Raw genomic sequence first — 18,169 nt, forward strand, 5'->3', positions numbered from 1 at the left:
GTTACGCCGCCTGAGCCTGCGACTGTCCGAACTGCGGGACAAACCCGGCGACGGTCTCGAAGGGAATGCGCCGGTCGAAATTCAACGTGCGCGCGTCGCTCACGATCAACGCCTGTGGCGCAAGCAGCACCGTCTCGAAATCCATGTAATTATGGAAGTAATCCTGGTTCATCAGGGCCTGCGCAAGCGTCCTGTACGAGGCGTTTTCGGAAGCTTCGAGCGCTTCACCCCGCGTCACGCTTTCGACGTGCAGCGCGAAGCGCAATTTCGTCTGCTCGACCTCGAAGATCAGCAGCATTTTGGTCGCGAGCCCGCCCTCGACATCGGAACGCCAATTGCGCCACCACGGAAGCCCCTGCCGCGCCTCCTCCTGCTCCTTGTGAAGCAGGCGCGCGAGAGGCCACAGGCGGGCGAATTTGGTGCGGCTGAGCAACCAGGACCGAAATTCATGGGATTCCACGAGCCTCGACGCGAAAATCTCGTCGAGATCACAATTCTGGTCAGCGCTCGCCTTCATGACGTCGGTCCTCAATTCGTCAAATCGTGATTTTGCGCGCCTGTCGAAAAGCGCGCCTCGTTGCTTCTATTTTGTCGTTATGAATCATTGGTGTAGGAATGCTTCGTCAACAATATAGCGTAAAAATAATGTAAACGCTATCCTTTCTATTTCAGCCGGCGTGCGATGACCACACGATTGCTGTTGACGCCTTTCGCATTGTTGGCGACTCCCCAGCAATTGCTGGTTTTCGTAAAGCGCTGCCGGTTGATCATCACGCACATACGCTCGAACGGCAATCCTTCCATCGCCTTCCAGACCAGACGTTCGAGCAGCACGCCGCCGCGTCTGACCTCACCGACTTCATAGGCCACATGGCCGCCGGGCCGCACGACGCGGGCAAGCTCCTCGAACACGGCGCGGGTCATCCGCGTCCATCCGCCGATGTCACGAAGCTGGGAAATGTCGATCTTCTCCGCATCGACGCCCGCAAACCAGTTTCGCAGCCAGTTATCGGCGCGATAGTTCACGACATCGAGGAAGGGCGGCGACGTAACCACGAGATCTACGCTGGCGTCGCCCAGATGAACGAGGCGCGCGGCGTCAGCGACGGCGAGACGGGCGCCGGAAACCGGAGGCGGCGCGCCATCGGCCAGCAGCGCCCGAGATTTCTTCAGGATGATCGCCGCGACATCGCGCGGCGGCGGCGACTGGCTGCGTCGCTCGTTGATCTTCAATTGCGCCTTCACCGTCACGGCCTGATTTGGCGGCAGCGTATAGACGGAGAAGAAACCCGGCGAATGACCGGTAAGGCGGTTGAGCGCGACCATCCTGATCCAGTCATCGACGGGATCGGGCGCCTCGTCCGGATGGGCGCGTGAGATAAGCCAGGCGCGCAGGGCGCAAATCTGGCGCAGCGTGTCCGGATGATAGAATGCGAGCAGATCGTCGCGGTCGAATTCGGTCGCCTCGTCTGTTAAAGGCGCCTCGGCGAGTCGCGCGGCGATGGCCTCAAGCGAGGGCGGCCGCAAGCGAGGGCGCGCCAGCAAGACCGACAGGGGATTGGCGTCCGAACCGAACGCGCGCCGGCCCTGAAGCGCCGCCTGCAGCGGCGTCGTGCCGCGACCCATGAAGGGATCGCAAACGCTGTCGCCGGGCTGCGTGAACCGGTCGATGAAAAAGGCCGGCAGCTGCGGTTTGAAGCAGGCGCGGTAGCTCACTTCATGCAGGGAATGGCCCTGGCGCTGGCCCGCAGTCCAGAACTCATTTACGTAATACGTAACGCCGTCTTCGACGACGACCTGCGTCGGCGCCCCGAATTGGTCGAAGGCGCGCAGATCTTCGAGGAATGCGTCGTTTGGCCGCCGGCGCTCCGGGAGCATCAGTCGGTTCGATCCGCGAGACACGCCAATTTCCTGATTTTCGCGCCCATCGTTCGCCGCGCCGACGCGAGTTCGTATTGCAGCTGCAGGTTCAGCCAATCCTCGGGATCGACGCCGAACCAGTGGCCAAGCCGCAAGGCGGTGTCGGCGGTGACGCCACGCTGGCCATTGATGATGGCGGTCACCCGATTAACGGGCACATCGATATCGCGGGCGAGATCGGACGCGGTCAGTCTCAATTCGCTCAAATAGCGCGAAAGAATTTCTCCCGGATGCGTCATACCCTTCTCCACGGGCGCCGAGGCCTTTTTCGATCCGTCCTTGCGTGGGGCGCGCCTGGGCGCGTCCTTGCGCAAGGCGGCTTCCCGCCGCGCCGGCTTTGCGGCCGGCGCGGACGCATGCGGAAATTCGCCCTTCAGGAAAAGACGCGTGAGCGCCTCGCGATAAGCGCCCATGAAAGGCTCCGCTCAAGATGAAATACGTAAACCATATTATGCTTTCCGCAAATGCTAACCAAGGGTTGAATTCATCCCCTCACCCCTCGTCCAGCCCTCGCGCGTCTCGGCGATGAAGTCGTTGAGGCGGCCCTCCGAAATTGCCGTCCGCAGGCCGGCCATCAGGTCCTGATAGTAAGCCACATTGGCCTGTGTCAGCAGCATCATTCCCAGGATTTCCCCTGCTTTTACGAGATGATGCAGATAGGCGCGCGAGTAATCCCGCGTCGCCGGGCATGTGGACTCCGGGTCGAGCGGGCGCATGTCCTCCGCGTGGCGGGAGTTGCGCAGATTGACCTTTCCGAAGCGCGTATAGGCGAGGCCATGGCGCCCGGCGCGGGTCGGCATCACGCAGTCGAACATGTCGACGCCGCGGGCAACCGCCTGAATGATATCGTCGGGCGTGCCGACGCCCATCAGATAGCGAGGCTTTTCCACAGGAAGATGCGGTAAAGTCGTCTCCAGCATGTCCAGCATGACCTCCTGCGGCTCGCCAACGGCGAGGCCGCCAACAGCGAGGCCATGGAAGTCCATCTCCGCGAGCGCTTTCGCGCTCTCGATGCGTAGCGGCTTGCAGGCGCCGCCCTGCACGATCCCGAAGACCGCCCTGCCCGCTTGCTCCCTGAAGGCCTTGCGTGAGCGCTCCGCCCAGCGCAGCGAAAGCCGCATCGCGCGCTCGGCCTCCGCGTCGGAGCATGGGAGGCGCACGCATTCGTCGAACTGCATCTGGATGTCGGAGCCCAGCAGATGTTGGATCTCCATCGAGCGCTCGGGCGACAAATGGTGGCGCGAACCGTCGATATGCGACTGAAAGGTGACGCCGCTCTCGTCGAGCTTGCGAAGCTTGGCAAGTGACATGACCTGAAAGCCGCCGGAGTCGGTCAGGATCGGATAAGGCCAGTTCATGAAACGATGCAGGCCGCCGAGCCGCGCGACCCGCTCGGCGCCCGGACGCAGCATCAGGTGGTAGACGTTGCCGAGGACGATGTCGGCGCCCGCCGCGCGCACGTCCTTCACAAACATCGCCTTCACCGTCGCCGCTGTTCCGACCGGCATGAAGGCCGGCGTGCGGATCGTTCCGCGCGGCGTAAATATCTCGCCCCTGCGCGCCGCGCCGTCAGTCGCGTGGAGAGTGAAGGAGAAGCCTTGGTTCATTTCCTGTCCTTGGCGCCGAGCGCGGCGATCTTCACGATTTTATATTGACCGCTGTCGGTCTCGTTGAAACATACGGTGAAAGTCGAGCCGACATTCAGTTCCGCGTTGCGTAAATCCGTTCTCCAGATCGCTGTCTCGGCGGCGCCGAAGTCGATGCGGCCATCCCGGCGCAGGATGAAAGGACGCGGAGCCTCGCCATCGAGATTGAAGGCGCCGAAGACGTCCCATGTGGATACGAGACGCGTTTCCTCCATGCGCAAATCGACCGTCATCGGCGCCTCGGTCGGATCGTCGCGCCACAGCGCAAGCAGTCTAACGTCACGCGAATTGCTCATGGCTCTGCGCGATGCAGCAGGCAGGCGTCGCCATATGAGTAGAAGCGATAGCCGTCTTCAATGGCGTGCGCATAGGCCGCCTTCATGCGTTCGAGACCGGAAAAGGCGGAGACGAGCATGAACAGCGTCGAGCGCGGCAGATGGAAATTGGTGAGCAGCATGTCCGTCGCACGGAAACGGTAACCGGGCGTGATGAAGATGCCCGTACGTTGCGCGTAAGGAGCGAGCCTACCATCCGGCGCGGCGGCGCTTTCCAGCACGCGCAGCGCCGTCGTGCCGACGGCGACGATGCGACCTCCCCGCGCACGCGCCTCGTTCAGCGCGGCGGCAGTCCCGGAGTCGATTCGCGCGAACTCCTCATGCATCCTGTGTGATCCGGTGTCGTCGGCCTTCACCGGCAGGAATGTGCCTGCGCCGACATGCAGCGTCACGCGATGGAGCTGCACGCCGCGCGCTTCGACGGCGGCGAGAAGGTTCGGCGTGAAATGCAGTCCCGCCGTCGGCGCCGCGACAGCGCCCGCCTCCCGGGCGAAGACGGTCTGATAATCTGTTTCGTCGCTGGCGTCGGCGGCGCGCTTTCCCGCGATATAGGGCGGCAGCGGCATCTCGCCGGCGACCTCGATCGCCTCATCGAGCGACGCGCCCGAGAGATCGAAGGCGAGCGTGACCTCGCCGGCGTCGCCCCTGCCTTCGACACGGGCGTCGAGAGCGCCCTGAAGACACGCCTCTCCACCTTCACGGCCGAAACGGATGAGATCGCCGATCGCAAGCTTCTTCGCGGGGCGCATCAGCGCGCGCCAGCGCGAGGCGTCGAGCCGCTCGATCAGCGTCGCCTCGACGCCCGCGCTCAATTCGCCCCGAAGGCGTCTGCCGGAAAGCCGCGCATGTATGACGCGCGTATCGTTGACGACGAGCGCGTCGCCTCCGCGAAGACAGGCGGGAAGGTCCCGCACCGACTTGTCCTCGAAGGCGCCCTTGCCGGGCACGACGAGCATGCGCGCGCTGTCGCGCGGGTTCGCCGGTCGCAGAGCGATGCGATCCTGCGGTAGTTCAAAATCAAAGAGATCGACGCGCATTTACGCTCTACATAAAGATGGCCGGGACAAGCCCGGCCATGACGCATTTCACAAATGCGGACCGCTCAGCCAAGCGTCGCCTTGATGATCTTGTCGGGATCGCGCACCGGTTCGCCGCGCTTGATCTTGTCGACGTTCTCCATGCCCGAGACGACCTCGCCCCAAACCGTATACTGCTTGTCGAGGAAGCGGGCGTCGTCGAAGCAGATGAAGAACTGCGAGTTCGCGCTGTCCGGATCCTGCGCGCGCGCCATGGAGCAAGTGCCGCGCACATGCGGCGCGTCGTTGAACTCCTGCTTCAGATTCGGATATTTCGAGCCGCCGGTGCCGGTGCCGCGCGGGCAGCCGGTCTGCGCCATGAAGCCGTCGATCACGCGGTGAAAGACGATGCCGTCATAGAAGCCCTCGGAAACGAGCTTCTTGATATGCGCGACATGGTTGGGAGCGAGATCGGGGCGGAACTTGATGACGACGGGTCCCTTGGTCGTCTCGAGGGTCATGGTGTCGGCGGTTTCGGTCATTTTTGCTCCTGTGTGAAATAGCGCGCGCGCTCCGGCTGCCGTTCAATGGAGAGCTGGAGCGCGCCTTTTTTCTCAGCTTTCGTCGCCGGCGAGGCGCAGCTTGACGATCTTGTCCGGGTCCGTGACCATGCCGTTGTCGGACTTCGATCCCTTCTTGATCTTGTCGACGACATCCATGCCCGACACGACCTCGCCGAACACCGTATATTTGCCGTTGAGCTGCGGCGCATCGGCGAAGCAGATGAAGAACTGGGAATTGGCGGAATCCGGATCGCCCGGCTGGCGCGCCATGCCAAGCGTGCCGCGCTTGAAAGGCTCCTGGCTGAACTCGGCCTTCAGGTCGAGGTAGCGCGAGCCGCTCAGTCCGGTGCCGGTGGGATCGCCCGCCTGCGCCATGAAGCCGTCGATTACGCGATGGAAGACGATGCCGTCGTAGAAATGCTCCTTGGCGAGCTTCTCGATCCGCTCGACATGTTTCGGCGCAAGATCGGGCCGCAGCTTTATGGTGACGCGCCCGTCCTTGGTGTCGAGGTAAAGGGTGTGCTCGTCGGCCGCGCGAGCAATGTGGGCGCTTCCGAGCGCAGCCATGGCGACGGCGGCGAGAAGCAGACGGCGGCTGAGTTTCATATAGCCTCCCTAAGGGTTGTTCTTTGCTTGCCCGGCCGAATTTTATTTCCCGTTTTCAATGCGTTGAGACGAGAACAAAATTGCGTCGATCCGGTTTTCGGTGGGCGATTTTATCCTTGCGGCGAAAAATCGCCCCGGCCTTATACGCCGCCGGGCGCATGAGCGCCACGACGTTTCGGCTGGAGGCGGGTCCGATATGGGTCGCCGTGTCTTCGCCTTTCCCGAGCCGTCTCCAGTAATGAACAAATAAAATAAACATCAAATATGTAATAATGTAACCAAATTGAGACAAAGACTTTCCTGAAGAGGCTCAGTTGAAGGTAAACTTGCTTGCTTCTCTACAAGCACACAAAGATCTTCAGCTTCTAAATTTGATTTTTGTCTAGCAGAAGTCATCATTCGAACCTATCCTGACTGCGGAAACTTTAAAAAGGGGGGCTTCCATTGAAAAAGTCGATCATCAGCGCCGTCGGCGCGATGATGTTGGTCCTGTCTGGGTCAACGTCTGCTTTCGCCACGGACCCGGCCGCGATAACGGAGCCGGCCAGAGCCGGCGCCGTGCTTGGCGTTCCGGAAAACTCCGATCAGTTCATCTGGCGGCTGCTCACCCAGATGGCCGCCCCTCTCACCCTTGGCCAGCCGCGGCCGGTCGTTTTCGAAACCTGGGCGTCGGACGCCGACACTTTCACCGCCACGCCGCATTGGCCCGGCCCGAACGAACCGCGGAAATTCCACGGCAGCGTCCTCGCGGCGACAAAGAGCGCGCATGGCTTCGAGCTGGATGTTCCCTGTTCGCCGCCCGGCAACGCGCCGGTCGCGGGCTTTCCGACCGCCGGCAACCCGAAGCCCTGCGTTGCGGAGGAGGTTTTGCGCAATCGGCCGGAGTTCGACTACATCGTCAACAACGGGCTGAACACAAAGGCGGGATTGGCCGCCGCCTTCTCCCGGAACTTCGTCGTGAACATGCCGCGGTCGTCGATCTCGATGAAGGGCGACTGGGTTCCCGTGCGCACGATGCTGCGATGGATTCCCCGGCTCGGAAGCGTTGAAAACATCCGGCGTCTCTATTTCACGACGGTTTCCGATTCGGTCGAATATGCGCTCGTGGCGATTCATGTCGCCAGCAAGCAGAATCCCCTCTGGGTCTGGGGAACGTTCGAGCATGAATTCAATCCGGGCCGCTGCGACACCATGGGCTGCTACGACAGTTTCGGGAGCACGACCCCCGTCGTCCTGCCAAACAAGTCGGCGCCGAACACGCAATATGGCGAATGCGTCAAGACTCCGCGCCTGACATCTATGATGTTGCACGCCCGTCTGTCGCCAGTCTGGGGAAACTATTGCCTGAAATCGAGCCAGGTGACTTTCACCACCGCCGACGGAACGCCCACCGTTCTCGGCAATTCGGTGACGGAGCGGCTCGTGGCGAATGGAGCCATTGCGGCCTCCTCCTGCATCGGTTGCCACGCCTATGCGTCCTTCGGACGTGACGGCGCGACGACGGCGCGCGCGGAGGCGATGCTTCCCTATAATCCGACCGGAACGCCGATCCCGGCGGTTCTTGCAGGCTCCAAAACCTTTGATTTCATGTGGGGCGTGCTGTTGGCGCCGTAAGAAACGCCGTTACCCCCGTCCTTCAGCCGCGCCGCGCAATGGCGCGTTTGAGGGCCTCGACCGACGCGGGCGGCGCGAAGGCCGAGACGTCGCCGCCAAGCGACGCGATCTGGCGCACGAGCGTGCCGCTGATGTGGCGCAGCCCCGGCGCGGCGGGCAGGAAAAGCGTGTGAACCTCCGGCGCGAGCGTTCCGTTCATCCCGGCCATCTGCATTTCGTAATCGAAATCGGTTCCATCGCGCAGGCCGCGCAGGATGGCGCAGGCCCCGCAGGCGCGGGCGGCCTCGACCACGAGGCCGTCGAAGCTCGTCACTTCGATCGCGCAGGGCCGCGAAAGCTCGAAATCCTCGCAAGCCTCGGCGATGACCGCCGCGCGCTCCTCGAAGGTCAGCCACGGCGCCTTGCCCGGATGCACCCCGATGGCGACGACGATCCGGTCGAACATCGCAGCCCCCTGCCGGATCACGTCGAGATGTCCGTAAGTCAGCGGATCGAAAGTGCCGGAATAGAGGGCGGTGCGAGCGGTCATGGAAGCGGTATAGGGGATTTCCGCGCCTAAGGGGAGATTCGTCCCCCCGCTGTCCGGCGCCGTCACTTGCCCGTCACGGCGCCGTAGGGCGACGAAGCGTTCTGCGGCACGCGCGGGTCATGCCCCCGGTATGGATAGCCGTCGGTCAGCGTCTTCATGAATGCGACGATCGCCGCTTCCTCGCGAGGCGTTAGACCAAGGTTTCCGAGCTCGCTGGAATTCACATTGCGCGGAACCTCCGGCGCCGGCCAACCGGTGACGCCGAAGCCGGGGTCACGGTTGTCGGGAACCCGGCCGAGCGTGTCGCGGGTGTTATAAAAATGAGTGATCTGCTCGAGCGACTTGAACACGCCGTTATGACCATAGGGCGCGGTTATCGCGATATTGCGCAGAGACATGACCTTGTGCTTTCCGACCTCGAGGCGCTTTGGGTCGACCGCCATGATGTCGCGGCGCCCGCCAAGGCCCAGATCCGGGGGAGGATTGCCGGGAATGTCGAGATTTCGCGGCGCGCCGATGTTGTCGTAGGTGAAGTCGGTGAAGAGCGCCGGCGTCCACGTTCCGTCCGGATTTTTCGTGGGGGTGCTGATGTGGCACAAGGCGCATTGCGCTTTGTCATTGAACAGCTCCAGACCCAGCCGCTCCTGCGGCGTCAGCTGGGTCAAACCAGCCATGTAGAAATCGAACTTCGACGTAAACTTGCTGAACATCCGCGTGCGCTCGAAGGCTGCGATCGCCCTGGTCATCGCGTCATAGACCGCATTCGTCTCGGCCGGCGTGAGCTGGCGGCCGATCGACATGTTGTAAACGCTCCAGAAGAGATGTCGGTAGACCCCCTTCTCCTGCAGGCGCGCGACGACCGACGCCTTGTTCGGCATCGCCATCTCCGCCGGATTGACGAAGGGACCCGCAGCCTGATCGGCGAGAGTGCTCGCACGTCCGTTCCAGAACTGACCGCCGACGTAGAGCTCCTCTGTCCGATCCCAATGAAAAGGCGGGCTGAACGACGCGTAGCCGACGCTGGGCGCGTTGAGCCGGCCAAACCGCCCCGCCACAGAGCCACCCGAAACAGCCGTGCCGCGCTCTACATTGTCGGCGTCCACGAAGCCCGGCGCCGGCAAAGGCCGTCTGGTTATCGGGTCGATTGCCGGCGTCAGCTGATGGCAACTGGCGCAAGACTGGTTGCGAAATCGCGAAAGATCCTTGTCTGAAAAGAGCGTCGAGCCGAGCATGTTTTCGAGTTCGGGGCGGCCGGTCGATTGCGTATTGCCGGTTGACGAACGCTCCCCGGCGGAGCGCTTCGCCAGATCGGCTTGAAGCGCCCCGCGAATGGATTCAAAATCGGCCGATGAAAGTCCGTGTTTTTGCGCCGCGTTCGCCTGAGGGATAACGCCGAGCAGACCGACAGAGAGAGCGATGGCGAGATCTCGCGCGCTGGAGGATTTGCGCGAGAACAGCCTGTAAAACGCGCGCAAAACTAATGTAGATCTCGCGTCTCTCATTCGGAATTACCTGAAGATGCCGCGTCGTCGCGTTGTATACGACGCGTTAAGATGCCGAATGAGAGGTTATGCGACGCTAGGTTTTTCGGTCAACGAGCGAGTTCGTTGAATGGAAATATTTCAATGAGCTAGTTTACAACAATTACTAAGAGCATTTTGTTCGTTAGCTGACATTATGCCAATTGAGAGAGCTTACATTAGCGGGCCGTCGGAGGGGGCTACTCCTCCGCAGCCCCCTCCTCACCCTCGCCCACATCGCCAATATGCTCGACCGACACGACGCGCTCGTCCTCGGCGGTGTTGAACACGATCACGCCCTGCGTGCTGCGGCCGGCGATGCGGATGCCGTCGACCGGGCAGCGGATGAGCTGGCCGCCATTGGTGACGAGCATGATCTCGTCGCCCTGCCCCACCGGGAATGAGGCGACGAGCTTGCCGTTGCGGGCGTTGACCGCCATGGCGACGATGCCTTTGCCGCCGCGTCCGGTCGTGCGGTATTCATAAGATGACGTGCGCTTGCCGTAGCCGTTTTCGGAGACGGTCAGGATGATCTGCTCCGCGACCTGCATGGCGGCGAAACGCTCGTCAGTGAGCTCCACGGCGCCCGTCGCCGCCTCCTCGGCCTCGGCGCCCGCGTCGGGCGACACGTCCTCGCCCATGCGGCGGCGAAGCGCGTTGGCGCGCTTCAGGTAGGCCGTGCGCTCTTCGCCCGTCGCCTCGAAATGATTGAGGATCGAGAGCGAGATCACCCGGTCGCCCTGCCCCAGCGACACGCCGCGCACGCCCATGGACGTGCGGCCCTGGAACACGCGCACCTCCGGCACGGCGAAGCGGATGCACTGGCCGTCGCTCGTCGTCAGCAGAATGTCGTCATGCTCGGTCGCCGTGGCGACGTCGACGATCGCCTCGCCGTCGTCGAGCTTCATGGCGATGAGGCCGTTGCGGCGCACGTCGACGAAGTCGGAGAGCTTGTTACGCCGCACCGTGCCGCCAGTGGTGGCGAAAATCACGTCGAGCGTGGCCCAGCTCGACTCGTCCTCGGGCAGCGGCATGATCGTGGTGATGCGCTCGCCGGACTCCAGCGGCAGCATGTTGACGAGCGCCTTGCCCCGCGCCTGCGGCGCCGCGAGCGGCAGCCGCCAGACCTTCTCTTTATACGCCTTGCCGCGCGAGGAGAAAAACAATACCGGCGTATGCGTATTGGCGACGAAGAGGCGGTGGACGAAATCCTCCTCCTTCATCTGCATGCCGGAGCGGCCCTTGCCGCCGCGCCGCTGCGCCCGATAGGTCGAGAGCGGCACGCGCTTGATGTATCCCGCGTGCGAGACCGTGACGACCATGTCCTCCCGGGCGATGAGGTCTTCGTCCTCGACATCGCCTTCCGCGTCGGTGATCTGCGTGCGGCGCGGCGTGGCGTAGGCCTCCTTCACTGCCAGCATCTCGTCCTTAATGATGCCGAACAGCTTTTCCCGCGAGCGCAGGATTTCGAGATATTCCGCGATCTCGGCGGCGAGCTTGTTCAGGGCCTCGGCGATTTCCTCGCGGCCCAGCGCGGTGAGGCGCTGCAGGCGCAGGTCGAGAATTGCGCGGGCCTGCGCTTCCGACAGGCGGATCGTGCCATCGTGACTGAGCTTGTGGCGCGGGTCGGCGATGAGCTCGACGAGCGGCGCCATGTCCTTCGCCGGCCAGTCGCGGGCCATCAGGGCTTCGCGCGCGGCGGCGGCGTCGGGCGAATTGCGGATGAGGCGGATCACCTCGTCGATATTGGCGACGGCGATCGCAAGGCCGACCTGCAGATGCGCGTTGTCCCGCGCCTTGGCCAAGCGGAACTTGGTGCGCCGCGTGACCACCGTCTCGCGGAAATCGACGAAAGCGCGCAGCACGTCATGGAGCGTCATCAGCTCCGGCCGGCCGCCGTTCAGCGCGATCATGTTGACCGCGAAGCTCGACTGTAGCGCAGTATGGCGCCAGAGCTGGTTCAGCACGACATCGGCCACCGCCTCGCGCTTCAGCTCGACAACGATGCGCATGCCGTCGCGGTCGGACTCGTCGCGCAGATCCGCGATGCCCTCGACCCGCTTTTCCTTCACAAGTTCGGCGATGCGCTCGATCAGCGCGGCCTTGTTCACCTGATAGGGAATTTCGGTGAAGATGATCGCCTCGCGCTCCTTGCGCAGCGTCTCGATCTCGGCTTTCGCGCGCATGATGATCGAACCGCGGCCGGTGGCGTAGGCGTTGCGGATGCCCCCGCGGCCGAGGATCGTCGCCGCGGTCGGGAAGTCCGGCCCCGGCACGATCTCCATCAGCTCCGCGACGGTCATGTCCGGCTTGTCGATCAGCGCGATGGCGGCGTCGATCACCTCGCCGAGATTGTGCGGCGGAATATTCGTCGCCATGCCGACGGCGATACCGCCGGCGCCGTTGACGAGGAGGTTCGGGAAGCGCGCCGGGAGGACCGTCGGCTCGCTTTCCTTTCCGTCATAGTTGGGCTGGAAGTCGACCGTGCCTTCGTCGATGTCCTCGAGCAGCGCCAGCGCCGGCTTGGCGAGACGCGACTCGGTGTAGCGCATCGCCGCCGGCGGGTCGTTGTCCACCGAGCCGAAGTTGCCCTGCCCGTCGACGAGCATGAGCCGCATCGAGAAGGGCTGCGCCATGCGCACGAGCGCATCGTAAATCGCCGCGTCGCCATGCGGGTGATATTTACCCATCACGTCGCCGACGATGCGCGCCGACTTCACGTAAGGCTTGTCGGGCGTGTGCCCGTTTTCGTTCATCGAAAAAAGGATGCGCCGGTGCACCGGCTTCAGGCCATCGCGCACATCGGGAAGCGCGCGGCTCACGATTACGCTCATGGCGTAATCGAGATAGCTGCGCTTCATTTCATCGGCGATCGAGACCGGCCTGATGTCCGAACCGTGCTTCTCGGGGTCGTCTTTTTTCGTGTCGTCTTCGGCCAAGGGCGCGCCAATCCGAAAGGAGCTTTTTTACCTCACAGGGGTATAGGCGATTCGGCCCGCCCGCGCCAGCAAGACTGGCATATGATCACTATTTAAAAACAGATATTTATGCCGCTGTTTACGCAATTCTGGGGATAGATGCGCCAAAGACCCGCGCGATTTCGCTTCAGCGGTCTGATTCCCTGCATTTCGCCAGCGGCGCGCGGTCCAGCAGAAAGACGCTGTCGTCGCTTTTGCCCTGGACGACTTTGCCCTCTTTTTCGATCGCGAAGGCGCCGTCTTCCACGCTGAAAAAATCTTTCTCGCCTTCGAAAACCAGGCGTTTCGCCTCGACTTTGAGCCGTCCGTCGGGGAGCGGCGTCAGTTCGAGTTCTCCGCCGTCGGCTTCGAGAAAGCAGTGGAATCCGCCCGCCCGCGCTTCGCAATAGGCGTGACCGCCGTACCACTCCTGCGAAGCCTTGCGCTTGACGCCCACGCCCAGCTCGAAGCGGCTGGCGCTGGCCGGCTTGCCGTCTTCGCCGGTCTTGGACATTGCCAAAGTCATGCGCGTGATCTGCTGGGCGGGATGCGCCTTCAGATGCGCGCTGTCATAGGCGCGAGCGTAACAGGGCGCCTCGCCCTTTAGCGGCGTGAAGGCGTCGTCGAAAGGAGCGCTCCAGGCCTCGCCGGAATTGGCGAGACAGCAGTTCGCCAGAAAAAGAATCGTTGCCGCCTTCTTCATTCGCCTGCCCTTCGAACTGAATGAAACTGGCCGATTGTAGGCGCGTCCGCCTCTGTGAGCTTGTGCGCATGAGCACAATGCGCGCCTACTTCCTTCTCGTCCGGGATTTCTTCGCGTCCGCCGCTCGTGCGGCGCCGAGCGCCAGCGCGGCCCAGCGGCGAAATTCGCGTTCGTCCTCCAGCGCCTCGTGCGGCAGGCTCCAATAGGAAATTGTCACGGGCCCGTTCTTGCCCTGATAGACGAAAGGACTGGAGCCGGCCGCCTCGAATTGCGGCGCCGTTTCCTTGTCCGCCTTCAAATAGATTTCGCCATCGGTTTCGATCGCGAAGAAAAGCCCGTCGGCGTAAATTCCGTGGCCGCCGAACATGCGTTTGACCTTGACCGGACCAAGGGGCGCGAAAAGCTCCTCGATCCGGTCTCGGTCCATTCGATCAGCCTCCGGCTGCGCGCAGCGCCCTGCCGGCGTTGATCGCGGCGGAGGTCGCCGCTTCGTCGCCCGGCTCGATGAGGCCGAAGACGTCAGCTTCGGCAGTCGCTTCATTTACCGGCGCCGGCGGCGCGTTTTCAACGCCGGGCTCGCCCATTTCGGCCCTCGGTTCCCCTGCCGTGACCCCTTCGGGAGCGGCACCCGGCAGGGTGCGCGTCGTGCGCATCGCCCTCGACAGGTCGACCGACGGCGCTTCCGGCTCGGGACCAGAACGACGCATTTTCATCGCGAGCTTCTTGAGAGCGGAAACCGGTTCGTCGGCGCCCTCCGCGGCGGCCGGTTTGCTCTCGACCTTTTTGGCGATCGGCGCGGGCGACGCCTTATCGTCTGAGCCCTTGCCCGCCGACCGCAGGCTGGTGAACTTGCCGAGCAGGACGCTGACCGCCGATTTTTCCCGGGGCGCCCCCGATTTCGGCGTGACGCCCGACTCGACCTTGGACGCCGCCAAATCTCCGGCCGCCTGCGTCGGCGCGGCAACGGATTTATCCCCCTTGGCGGCGAACCGCGCGTGCAGCGTCGGCAGCAGGCGGGCGAAGAGCGAATGCTTCGCTTCCGCGGACGTCGCGGGCGCTTCCTTCTCCGGCGCCGGCGTCTCGATCCGGGCGGTTTTCGCCGGAGCAGACGCCGCCTCGGCCGAGGACCGCTTGCGCCTCATCCAGACCAGGACGCTGCCGATCGCGGCGACCGCAAACAGGCCCACCTTCCAGAGCTTGGCGATGAGGACCAGAATCGTCACCGCGACCGGCGCTTTCGGGGCCTCCGCCTCTACCGGCGCGATGGGCGCGATCGATTTTGCGGAGACGTCGCGCGTCAGGAGATCGGCGGCGGCGTAAGGCGCAACCTTGTCGGCGGCGAGATCGACCTCCTCATAGGCCTTGCCGCGGTCGTAAACGATTGTCTCGACGAGCGCGGCGGCTTCGCCCTTCAGGCGTTCGGCCTGCTCCCCGCTATCGGCGAGACTGACCTTGATCGCGCCCTGCCGGCCCAGCGCCCAGGCCTCGCAATTGAAGAATCGATCGGCGCCGCCCGGCTCGGTCTGCGTCTCGATGCTCACGCAGGCCGAGAGCCGCTTGCGGGCGTCGAGCGCCGGCGGAGTCAGCCAGCCGCCGAGCGTCACTGGCGGCTGACCCACGCCGCCGCGCTGCGCATTCACTTCCGGGAGGCTCGCTTCGAAGGCGGCGAGGAGCTTCTCGGGCTGCAACGCCTCGGGCTCGCTTGCCTTGATGTAGCCGTCATCGAGAAGCTCGACGGTCGCGAGCCAATCCAGCTTGTCCACACCCGGCGCAACAAGCCCCTGCGCGCCCGAACGCAGGTCGAGCCCCGCCTCCCTGGCGATCTTGCGCGCCGGCTCCAGCGGGATGAAGACACGGCCCGCAGGCAACCACATGGTGGCGCGATCGGCGATACGGACTTCGGCCGGGCCCTTGACGCCCTCCGCGAACAGCGCGGCAATACGGGCTTCAGCCGCGGCAGTCTGATCCTGCGCGGGCTCGCCCGGCGCTGGCGCCTGAGCCGCCGTCGCATTGTCGTTCGCAGCGGGCGGCGCGACTTCCGACTCGATCGTGGCCTGTTCGGCGGCGGACGCCGGAGATTCAGCCGCGGGCGGCTGCTCAGAGGCCTGCGCAGCGCTCGCGACCGGCGTTGCGCCAGCTTGCAGGGCCGGCTTCAGACCGGGAACCAGAGCGGGCGCCTCGGTTGACGCGCTCTGCAACTGAAGCTTCGCCGAAGGCTGCCCGGCGCCGACGAGCGATTTCTGTGTCGGGTGCTCGGTCATCAATGGCGGCCGAATGGTCGCCGCAATGGGCTCGGGAGCCGCGGCCTCCGCCTCCGCCTCCGCCTGCGCGGGCTCGGGCGTCTCGCCTCCTGGCTTGGACACTTCCCTGTTCTCGGGAGCCGGCGGGTTGATGGACGTCTGGCTCGCGACTGCCGCTTCGGCGGGCGGCGAGGCGTCGGTCAAAGGCTGCCCGCCGGGGGCCGTCTCCGCCTCGGGCTCGGGCGCGGCCTGCGCGATGGGTTGCTCCGGCGACGGAGCCGGCGCCGCCATAGGCGTTGTCGCCGCCGGCCGGACCGGCTCCACGGTCTTGGGAGGCTCGACCGTCTTTGCGGCTTCCCGCATTTTGACGGGCGCCGACATCTTGGCGGGCTCCACGACCTTTACAGGGCCGACCCGCCTCGCCGGCTCGCCGCCCCTGACGACGTCGGCGCCGGGCGACACGCCGGGTTCCGTAAGGTAAACGCTCTTTTTCACCGGCCGCATCGGCGGCATTTCGTAGATGATCTCCTGCGTCTCCTCCTGGGACGGCGGCGTGATCTCCTGAACCACCTCTCCACGGACGCGCCTGCCATCCCGCGTCCACCCTTCGGATGGGACAAGGGAAAGAGCTGCAATCAAGGCGAGACTCGACGCGGCAACGGGCGGTTTTGGAAACAACATCGAACGACTCCACGGCGCATGAACCAACGCTCGCCGGAAGCTTGACTGTTGATGTTGAAGAAAAAGCTATATGGCGACGGTTTGGCTGATGAAACCAATCATCAGGGTTAACGCCGGCTTTACGCGTCGCCGCCCGGCTTGCGTTATCGTGTCGCGGGCGCAAATCGCGGACGGAAACGGACGCGGTCTTTACTTTACAACCCTTGGTGACATTTACATACTTTGCGCGTGTTGCTCGCACGGAGGTGCGGGGAACGGGCACGCAATTGTCAAGACTGAGACGGGAGGACGTTTGTCATGTCGAAATTCATGAAGTCCGCTTTGTTAGCCGCGCTTACCGGAGGATTTTTGTTTGCTGCGACATCGGCGAGTTCGGCCGGTCCCTTGAGCGTCGCCAATCCGCAGGACGAGGGGTTATCGTCGTCGCTGATCCAGAAGGTTGCTCATTACAATCCGCCGGGTGGAAAGAAGTGCCTGAAGTGGACCCGTCGCTTCAATCCGTCTCACGGGTTTGGCCACCGTCGTTGCGTGCACTGGAAATAATGACCGGGATTTACTTCGGGTAAGCAGATATCGACAAACAGTCCCCCCGCCCGCGGGGGGATTTCTTTTTAAGTCGAGATTTTGGTCAGACGCTCGCGAGCCCGACGCGACTGGGGTCCGCCGGCTTCAACTCGACGCTTTCGCCGCAGCCGCAAGCGGAGGTCTGGTTCGGGTTCTCGAAGACGAAGGTCGAGGCGAACTGCGTCGTCTTCACATCCATTGTCGTGCCGAGAAGATAAAGCACCGCCTTCGCATCGACGATGACGCGGGCGCCGTCGGTCTCTATGACCTCGTCGCCCTTCTGCGGCTCGGCGATCTCCATCTTGTAGGACATGCCGGCGCAGCCGCCCTTCTCCACCGACACGCGCAGACCGGCGCCGGCGGACGCATTCGCCAACAATCCGCGCACGCGCTCGACGGCGGCGGGGCTCACGGTCATAACACTCAGTTTCGGCAAAGCCATTTTGGCCTCTCTCTCAGTAATTCGCCCACAAGCCCGGCGTCGCCAGTTCGACGAGGTTGGCGTCGGGATCGCGGAAATAGACGCTCTCCCCGCCCGCTGGCCATTTCATCCGCGCTTCGATCTCGACGCCTGCGGCCGACAAACGCGCCTCCCACGAGGCAAGCTCATCCGCGCCGATCGCAAAGGCGACATGCAAGCGCCCGTTCCCGTCATGCGACGGTATTCGCCCGCCGGGGAGATCGATCGTCTCCAGCGTCTCGCCGCGCTGAAAGAGAAGCAGCACGCTTCCCGGCCCGCAATCTAGCGCCCACATGCGCTTGTCCTGCACCATCGGCGCGAGGCCGAGCGTCTCGGCGTAGAAGCGCCCCGCTCGCGCCATGTCCTCGACGTAGAGTGACGTTTCCAGCACGCCTTTCGGCTTCAGTCGCGGCGCGGTCATCGCGCCCTCCTCTCACCACATGTCGAGCGCGACTCTCGCCTCGTCCGACATCCGGCTTTGATCCCACGGGGGATCGAACACCATATTGACTTTCACGTCGCTGACGCCGGGGACGGCGCTCACCGCGTTCTTGACCCATATGGGCATTTCGCCCGCGACAGGACAGCCCGGAGCGGTCAGCGTCATGTCGATTTCAACCACGCTGTCATCGGAAATATCGACCCGGTAGATGAGTCCGAGTTCGTAGATGTCGGCGGGAATCTCCGGGTCGTAGACCGTCTTGAGCGCCTTGACGATGTCGGCCGTCAGGCGCTCGGAGTCTTCGGAAACGGCCGGCGCCGCCGTCGCCGTAGCGGCCTCGCCGGTGTTGAGAGCCTCTTCCATCATGAGCACG

20 protein-coding genes are annotated in these 18,169 nt (G+C 63.7%); 2 read left to right on the forward strand and 18 right to left on the reverse strand.

Annotated features, from left to right (window positions below; all coding sequences use genetic code 11):
• Position 1: 1 nt before the first annotated feature.
• From MET49242_RS06300 to MET49242_RS06340, 9 genes are all read right to left on the reverse strand, one after another.
• Positions 2 to 517: a hypothetical protein gene (locus MET49242_RS06300; RefSeq protein ID WP_036281503.1), complete on the reverse strand. Its 516-nt coding sequence runs from the start codon at positions 515 to 517 to the stop codon at positions 2 to 4.
• A gap of 146 nt (positions 518 to 663) precedes the next feature.
• Entirely contained in the window at positions 664 to 1,902 is a 1,239-nt protein-coding gene (locus tag MET49242_RS06305; protein WP_244430730.1) for a DNA methyltransferase, read from the reverse strand.
• Positions 1,878 to 2,333, reverse strand: coding sequence for a HigA family addiction module antitoxin (locus MET49242_RS06310; RefSeq protein ID WP_036281508.1), 456 nt, complete (start codon positions 2,331 to 2,333; stop codon positions 1,878 to 1,880). The genes MET49242_RS06305 and MET49242_RS06310 overlap by 25 nt, the downstream gene beginning before the upstream one ends.
• A 54-nt stretch (positions 2,334 to 2,387) precedes the next feature.
• A complete protein-coding gene (gene tgt / locus MET49242_RS06315; RefSeq protein WP_036281510.1) occupies positions 2,388 to 3,527 on the reverse strand; it encodes a tRNA guanosine(34) transglycosylase Tgt in 1,140 nt (379 codons plus the stop codon).
• Positions 3,524 to 3,862 carry a hypothetical protein gene (locus MET49242_RS06320; RefSeq protein WP_036281513.1) on the reverse strand — a complete coding sequence of 113 codons (339 nt, stop codon included), beginning with the start codon at positions 3,860 to 3,862 and terminating at the stop codon, positions 3,524 to 3,526. The genes tgt and MET49242_RS06320 overlap by 4 nt, the downstream gene beginning before the upstream one ends.
• Positions 3,859 to 4,938 (reverse strand): tRNA preQ1(34) S-adenosylmethionine ribosyltransferase-isomerase QueA, encoded by a 1,080-nt coding sequence (gene queA, locus MET49242_RS06325; protein ID WP_036281515.1) that lies wholly within the window; start codon positions 4,936 to 4,938, stop codon positions 3,859 to 3,861. Before queA ends, MET49242_RS06320 begins: the two co-directional genes overlap by 4 nt.
• Positions 4,939 to 5,003: 65 nt before the next feature.
• Complete coding sequence (locus tag MET49242_RS06330; protein WP_036281518.1) at positions 5,004 to 5,459, reverse strand: peptidylprolyl isomerase; 456 nt, start codon at positions 5,457 to 5,459, stop codon at positions 5,004 to 5,006.
• A 72-nt stretch (positions 5,460 to 5,531) separates the two neighbouring features.
• The gene (locus tag MET49242_RS06335) at positions 5,532 to 6,086 is read right to left on the reverse strand and encodes a peptidylprolyl isomerase (RefSeq protein WP_036281520.1); all 555 of its coding nucleotides are present in this window, start codon (positions 6,084 to 6,086) and stop codon (positions 5,532 to 5,534) included.
• 55 nt (positions 6,087 to 6,141) lie between these two features.
• Complete coding sequence (locus MET49242_RS06340) at positions 6,142 to 6,378, reverse strand: hypothetical protein (protein ID WP_144259490.1); 237 nt, start codon at positions 6,376 to 6,378, stop codon at positions 6,142 to 6,144.
• Positions 6,379 to 6,530: 152 nt separating this feature from the next.
• On the opposite strand from MET49242_RS06340, the gene MET49242_RS23220 reads away from it, so the two are divergent.
• Positions 6,531 to 7,700, forward strand: a complete 1,170-nt coding sequence (locus MET49242_RS23220; protein ID WP_051134051.1) for a hypothetical protein — start codon at positions 6,531 to 6,533, stop codon at positions 7,698 to 7,700.
• Positions 7,701 to 7,722: 22 nt separating this feature from the next.
• Here MET49242_RS23220 and coaD read toward each other — a convergent pair whose 3' ends face one another.
• From coaD to MET49242_RS06375, 6 genes are all read right to left on the reverse strand, one after another.
• On the reverse strand, positions 7,723 to 8,229 hold the full coding sequence (gene coaD / locus MET49242_RS06350; protein ID WP_036281525.1) for a pantetheine-phosphate adenylyltransferase: 507 nt from the start codon (positions 8,227 to 8,229) through the stop codon (positions 7,723 to 7,725).
• Positions 8,230 to 8,291: 62 nt separating this feature from the next.
• Positions 8,292 to 9,704: a cytochrome-c peroxidase gene (locus tag MET49242_RS06355; RefSeq protein ID WP_051134052.1), complete on the reverse strand. Its 1,413-nt coding sequence runs from the start codon at positions 9,702 to 9,704 to the stop codon at positions 8,292 to 8,294.
• Between the two features lie 245 nt (positions 9,705 to 9,949).
• The gene (gyrA, locus tag MET49242_RS06360; protein ID WP_036281528.1) at positions 9,950 to 12,688 is read right to left on the reverse strand and encodes a DNA gyrase subunit A; all 2,739 of its coding nucleotides are present in this window, start codon (positions 12,686 to 12,688) and stop codon (positions 9,950 to 9,952) included.
• Positions 12,689 to 12,854: 166 nt separating this feature from the next.
• Positions 12,855 to 13,409: a hypothetical protein gene (locus tag MET49242_RS23225; RefSeq protein WP_051134053.1), complete on the reverse strand. Its 555-nt coding sequence runs from the start codon at positions 13,407 to 13,409 to the stop codon at positions 12,855 to 12,857.
• Between the two features lie 85 nt (positions 13,410 to 13,494).
• Positions 13,495 to 13,836: a TfoX/Sxy family protein gene (locus MET49242_RS06370; RefSeq protein WP_036281530.1), complete on the reverse strand. Its 342-nt coding sequence runs from the start codon at positions 13,834 to 13,836 to the stop codon at positions 13,495 to 13,497.
• A 4-nt stretch (positions 13,837 to 13,840) separates the two neighbouring features.
• Positions 13,841 to 16,219, reverse strand: coding sequence for a DUF2167 domain-containing protein (locus tag MET49242_RS06375; protein ID WP_036281532.1), 2,379 nt, complete (start codon positions 16,217 to 16,219; stop codon positions 13,841 to 13,843).
• 408 nt (positions 16,220 to 16,627) lie between these two features.
• Between MET49242_RS06375 and MET49242_RS24780 the strand changes: the two genes are divergently transcribed.
• Complete coding sequence (locus MET49242_RS24780; RefSeq protein ID WP_144259491.1) at positions 16,628 to 16,873, forward strand: hypothetical protein; 246 nt, start codon at positions 16,628 to 16,630, stop codon at positions 16,871 to 16,873.
• A gap of 85 nt (positions 16,874 to 16,958) precedes the next feature.
• Here MET49242_RS24780 and MET49242_RS06380 read toward each other — a convergent pair whose 3' ends face one another.
• The 3 genes from MET49242_RS06380 to MET49242_RS06390 are packed head-to-tail and all read right to left on the reverse strand — an operon-like array spanning position 16,959 to position 18,159.
• Positions 16,959 to 17,312: an iron-sulfur cluster assembly accessory protein gene (locus tag MET49242_RS06380; RefSeq protein WP_244430731.1), complete on the reverse strand. Its 354-nt coding sequence runs from the start codon at positions 17,310 to 17,312 to the stop codon at positions 16,959 to 16,961.
• A 37-nt stretch (positions 17,313 to 17,349) separates the two neighbouring features.
• Positions 17,350 to 17,775 (reverse strand): VOC family protein, encoded by a 426-nt coding sequence (locus MET49242_RS06385; RefSeq protein WP_036281538.1) that lies wholly within the window; start codon positions 17,773 to 17,775, stop codon positions 17,350 to 17,352.
• A gap of 12 nt (positions 17,776 to 17,787) precedes the next feature.
• Positions 17,788 to 18,159, reverse strand: a complete 372-nt coding sequence (locus MET49242_RS06390; RefSeq protein ID WP_144259793.1) for an SUF system Fe-S cluster assembly protein — start codon at positions 18,157 to 18,159, stop codon at positions 17,788 to 17,790.
• Positions 18,160 to 18,169 lie beyond the last annotated feature (10 nt).

The sequence above is a fragment of the Methylocystis sp. ATCC 49242 genome (assembly GCF_000188155.2).
Lineage (GTDB): Bacteria > Pseudomonadota > Alphaproteobacteria > Rhizobiales > Beijerinckiaceae > Methylocystis.

Excerpts from the sequence above, each read along its gene's own strand:
- MET49242_RS06300 (WP_036281503.1), bottom strand. The coding sequence starts at position 517 with ATGAAGGCGAGCGCTGACCAGAATTGTGATCTCGACGAGATTTTCGCG.
- MET49242_RS06310 (WP_036281508.1), bottom strand. The coding sequence starts at position 2,333 with ATGGGCGCTTATCGCGAGGCGCTCACGCGTCTTTTCCTGAAGGGCGAA.
- tgt (WP_036281510.1), bottom strand. The coding sequence starts at position 3,527 with ATGAACCAAGGCTTCTCCTTCACTCTCCACGCGACTGACGGCGCGGCG.
- MET49242_RS06320 (WP_036281513.1), bottom strand. The coding sequence starts at position 3,862 with ATGAGCAATTCGCGTGACGTTAGACTGCTTGCGCTGTGGCGCGACGAT.
- queA (WP_036281515.1), bottom strand. The coding sequence starts at position 4,938 with ATGCGCGTCGATCTCTTTGATTTTGAACTACCGCAGGATCGCATCGCT.
- MET49242_RS06330 (WP_036281518.1), bottom strand. The coding sequence starts at position 5,459 with ATGACCGAAACCGCCGACACCATGACCCTCGAGACGACCAAGGGACCC.
- MET49242_RS06335 (WP_036281520.1), bottom strand. The coding sequence starts at position 6,086 with ATGAAACTCAGCCGCCGTCTGCTTCTCGCCGCCGTCGCCATGGCTGCG.
- coaD (WP_036281525.1), bottom strand. The coding sequence starts at position 8,229 with ATGACCGCTCGCACCGCCCTCTATTCCGGCACTTTCGATCCGCTGACT.
- MET49242_RS23225 (WP_051134053.1), bottom strand. The coding sequence starts at position 13,409 with ATGAAGAAGGCGGCAACGATTCTTTTTCTGGCGAACTGCTGTCTCGCC.
- MET49242_RS06370 (WP_036281530.1), bottom strand. The coding sequence starts at position 13,836 with ATGGACCGAGACCGGATCGAGGAGCTTTTCGCGCCCCTTGGTCCGGTC.
- MET49242_RS24780 (WP_144259491.1), top strand. The coding sequence starts at position 16,628 with ATGTCGAAATTCATGAAGTCCGCTTTGTTAGCCGCGCTTACCGGAGGA.
- MET49242_RS06380 (WP_244430731.1), bottom strand. The coding sequence starts at position 17,312 with ATGACCGTGAGCCCCGCCGCCGTCGAGCGCGTGCGCGGATTGTTGGCG.
- MET49242_RS06385 (WP_036281538.1), bottom strand. The coding sequence starts at position 17,775 with ATGACCGCGCCGCGACTGAAGCCGAAAGGCGTGCTGGAAACGTCACTC.
- MET49242_RS06390 (WP_144259793.1), bottom strand. The coding sequence starts at position 18,159 with ATGGAAGAGGCTCTCAACACCGGCGAGGCCGCTACGGCGACGGCGGCG.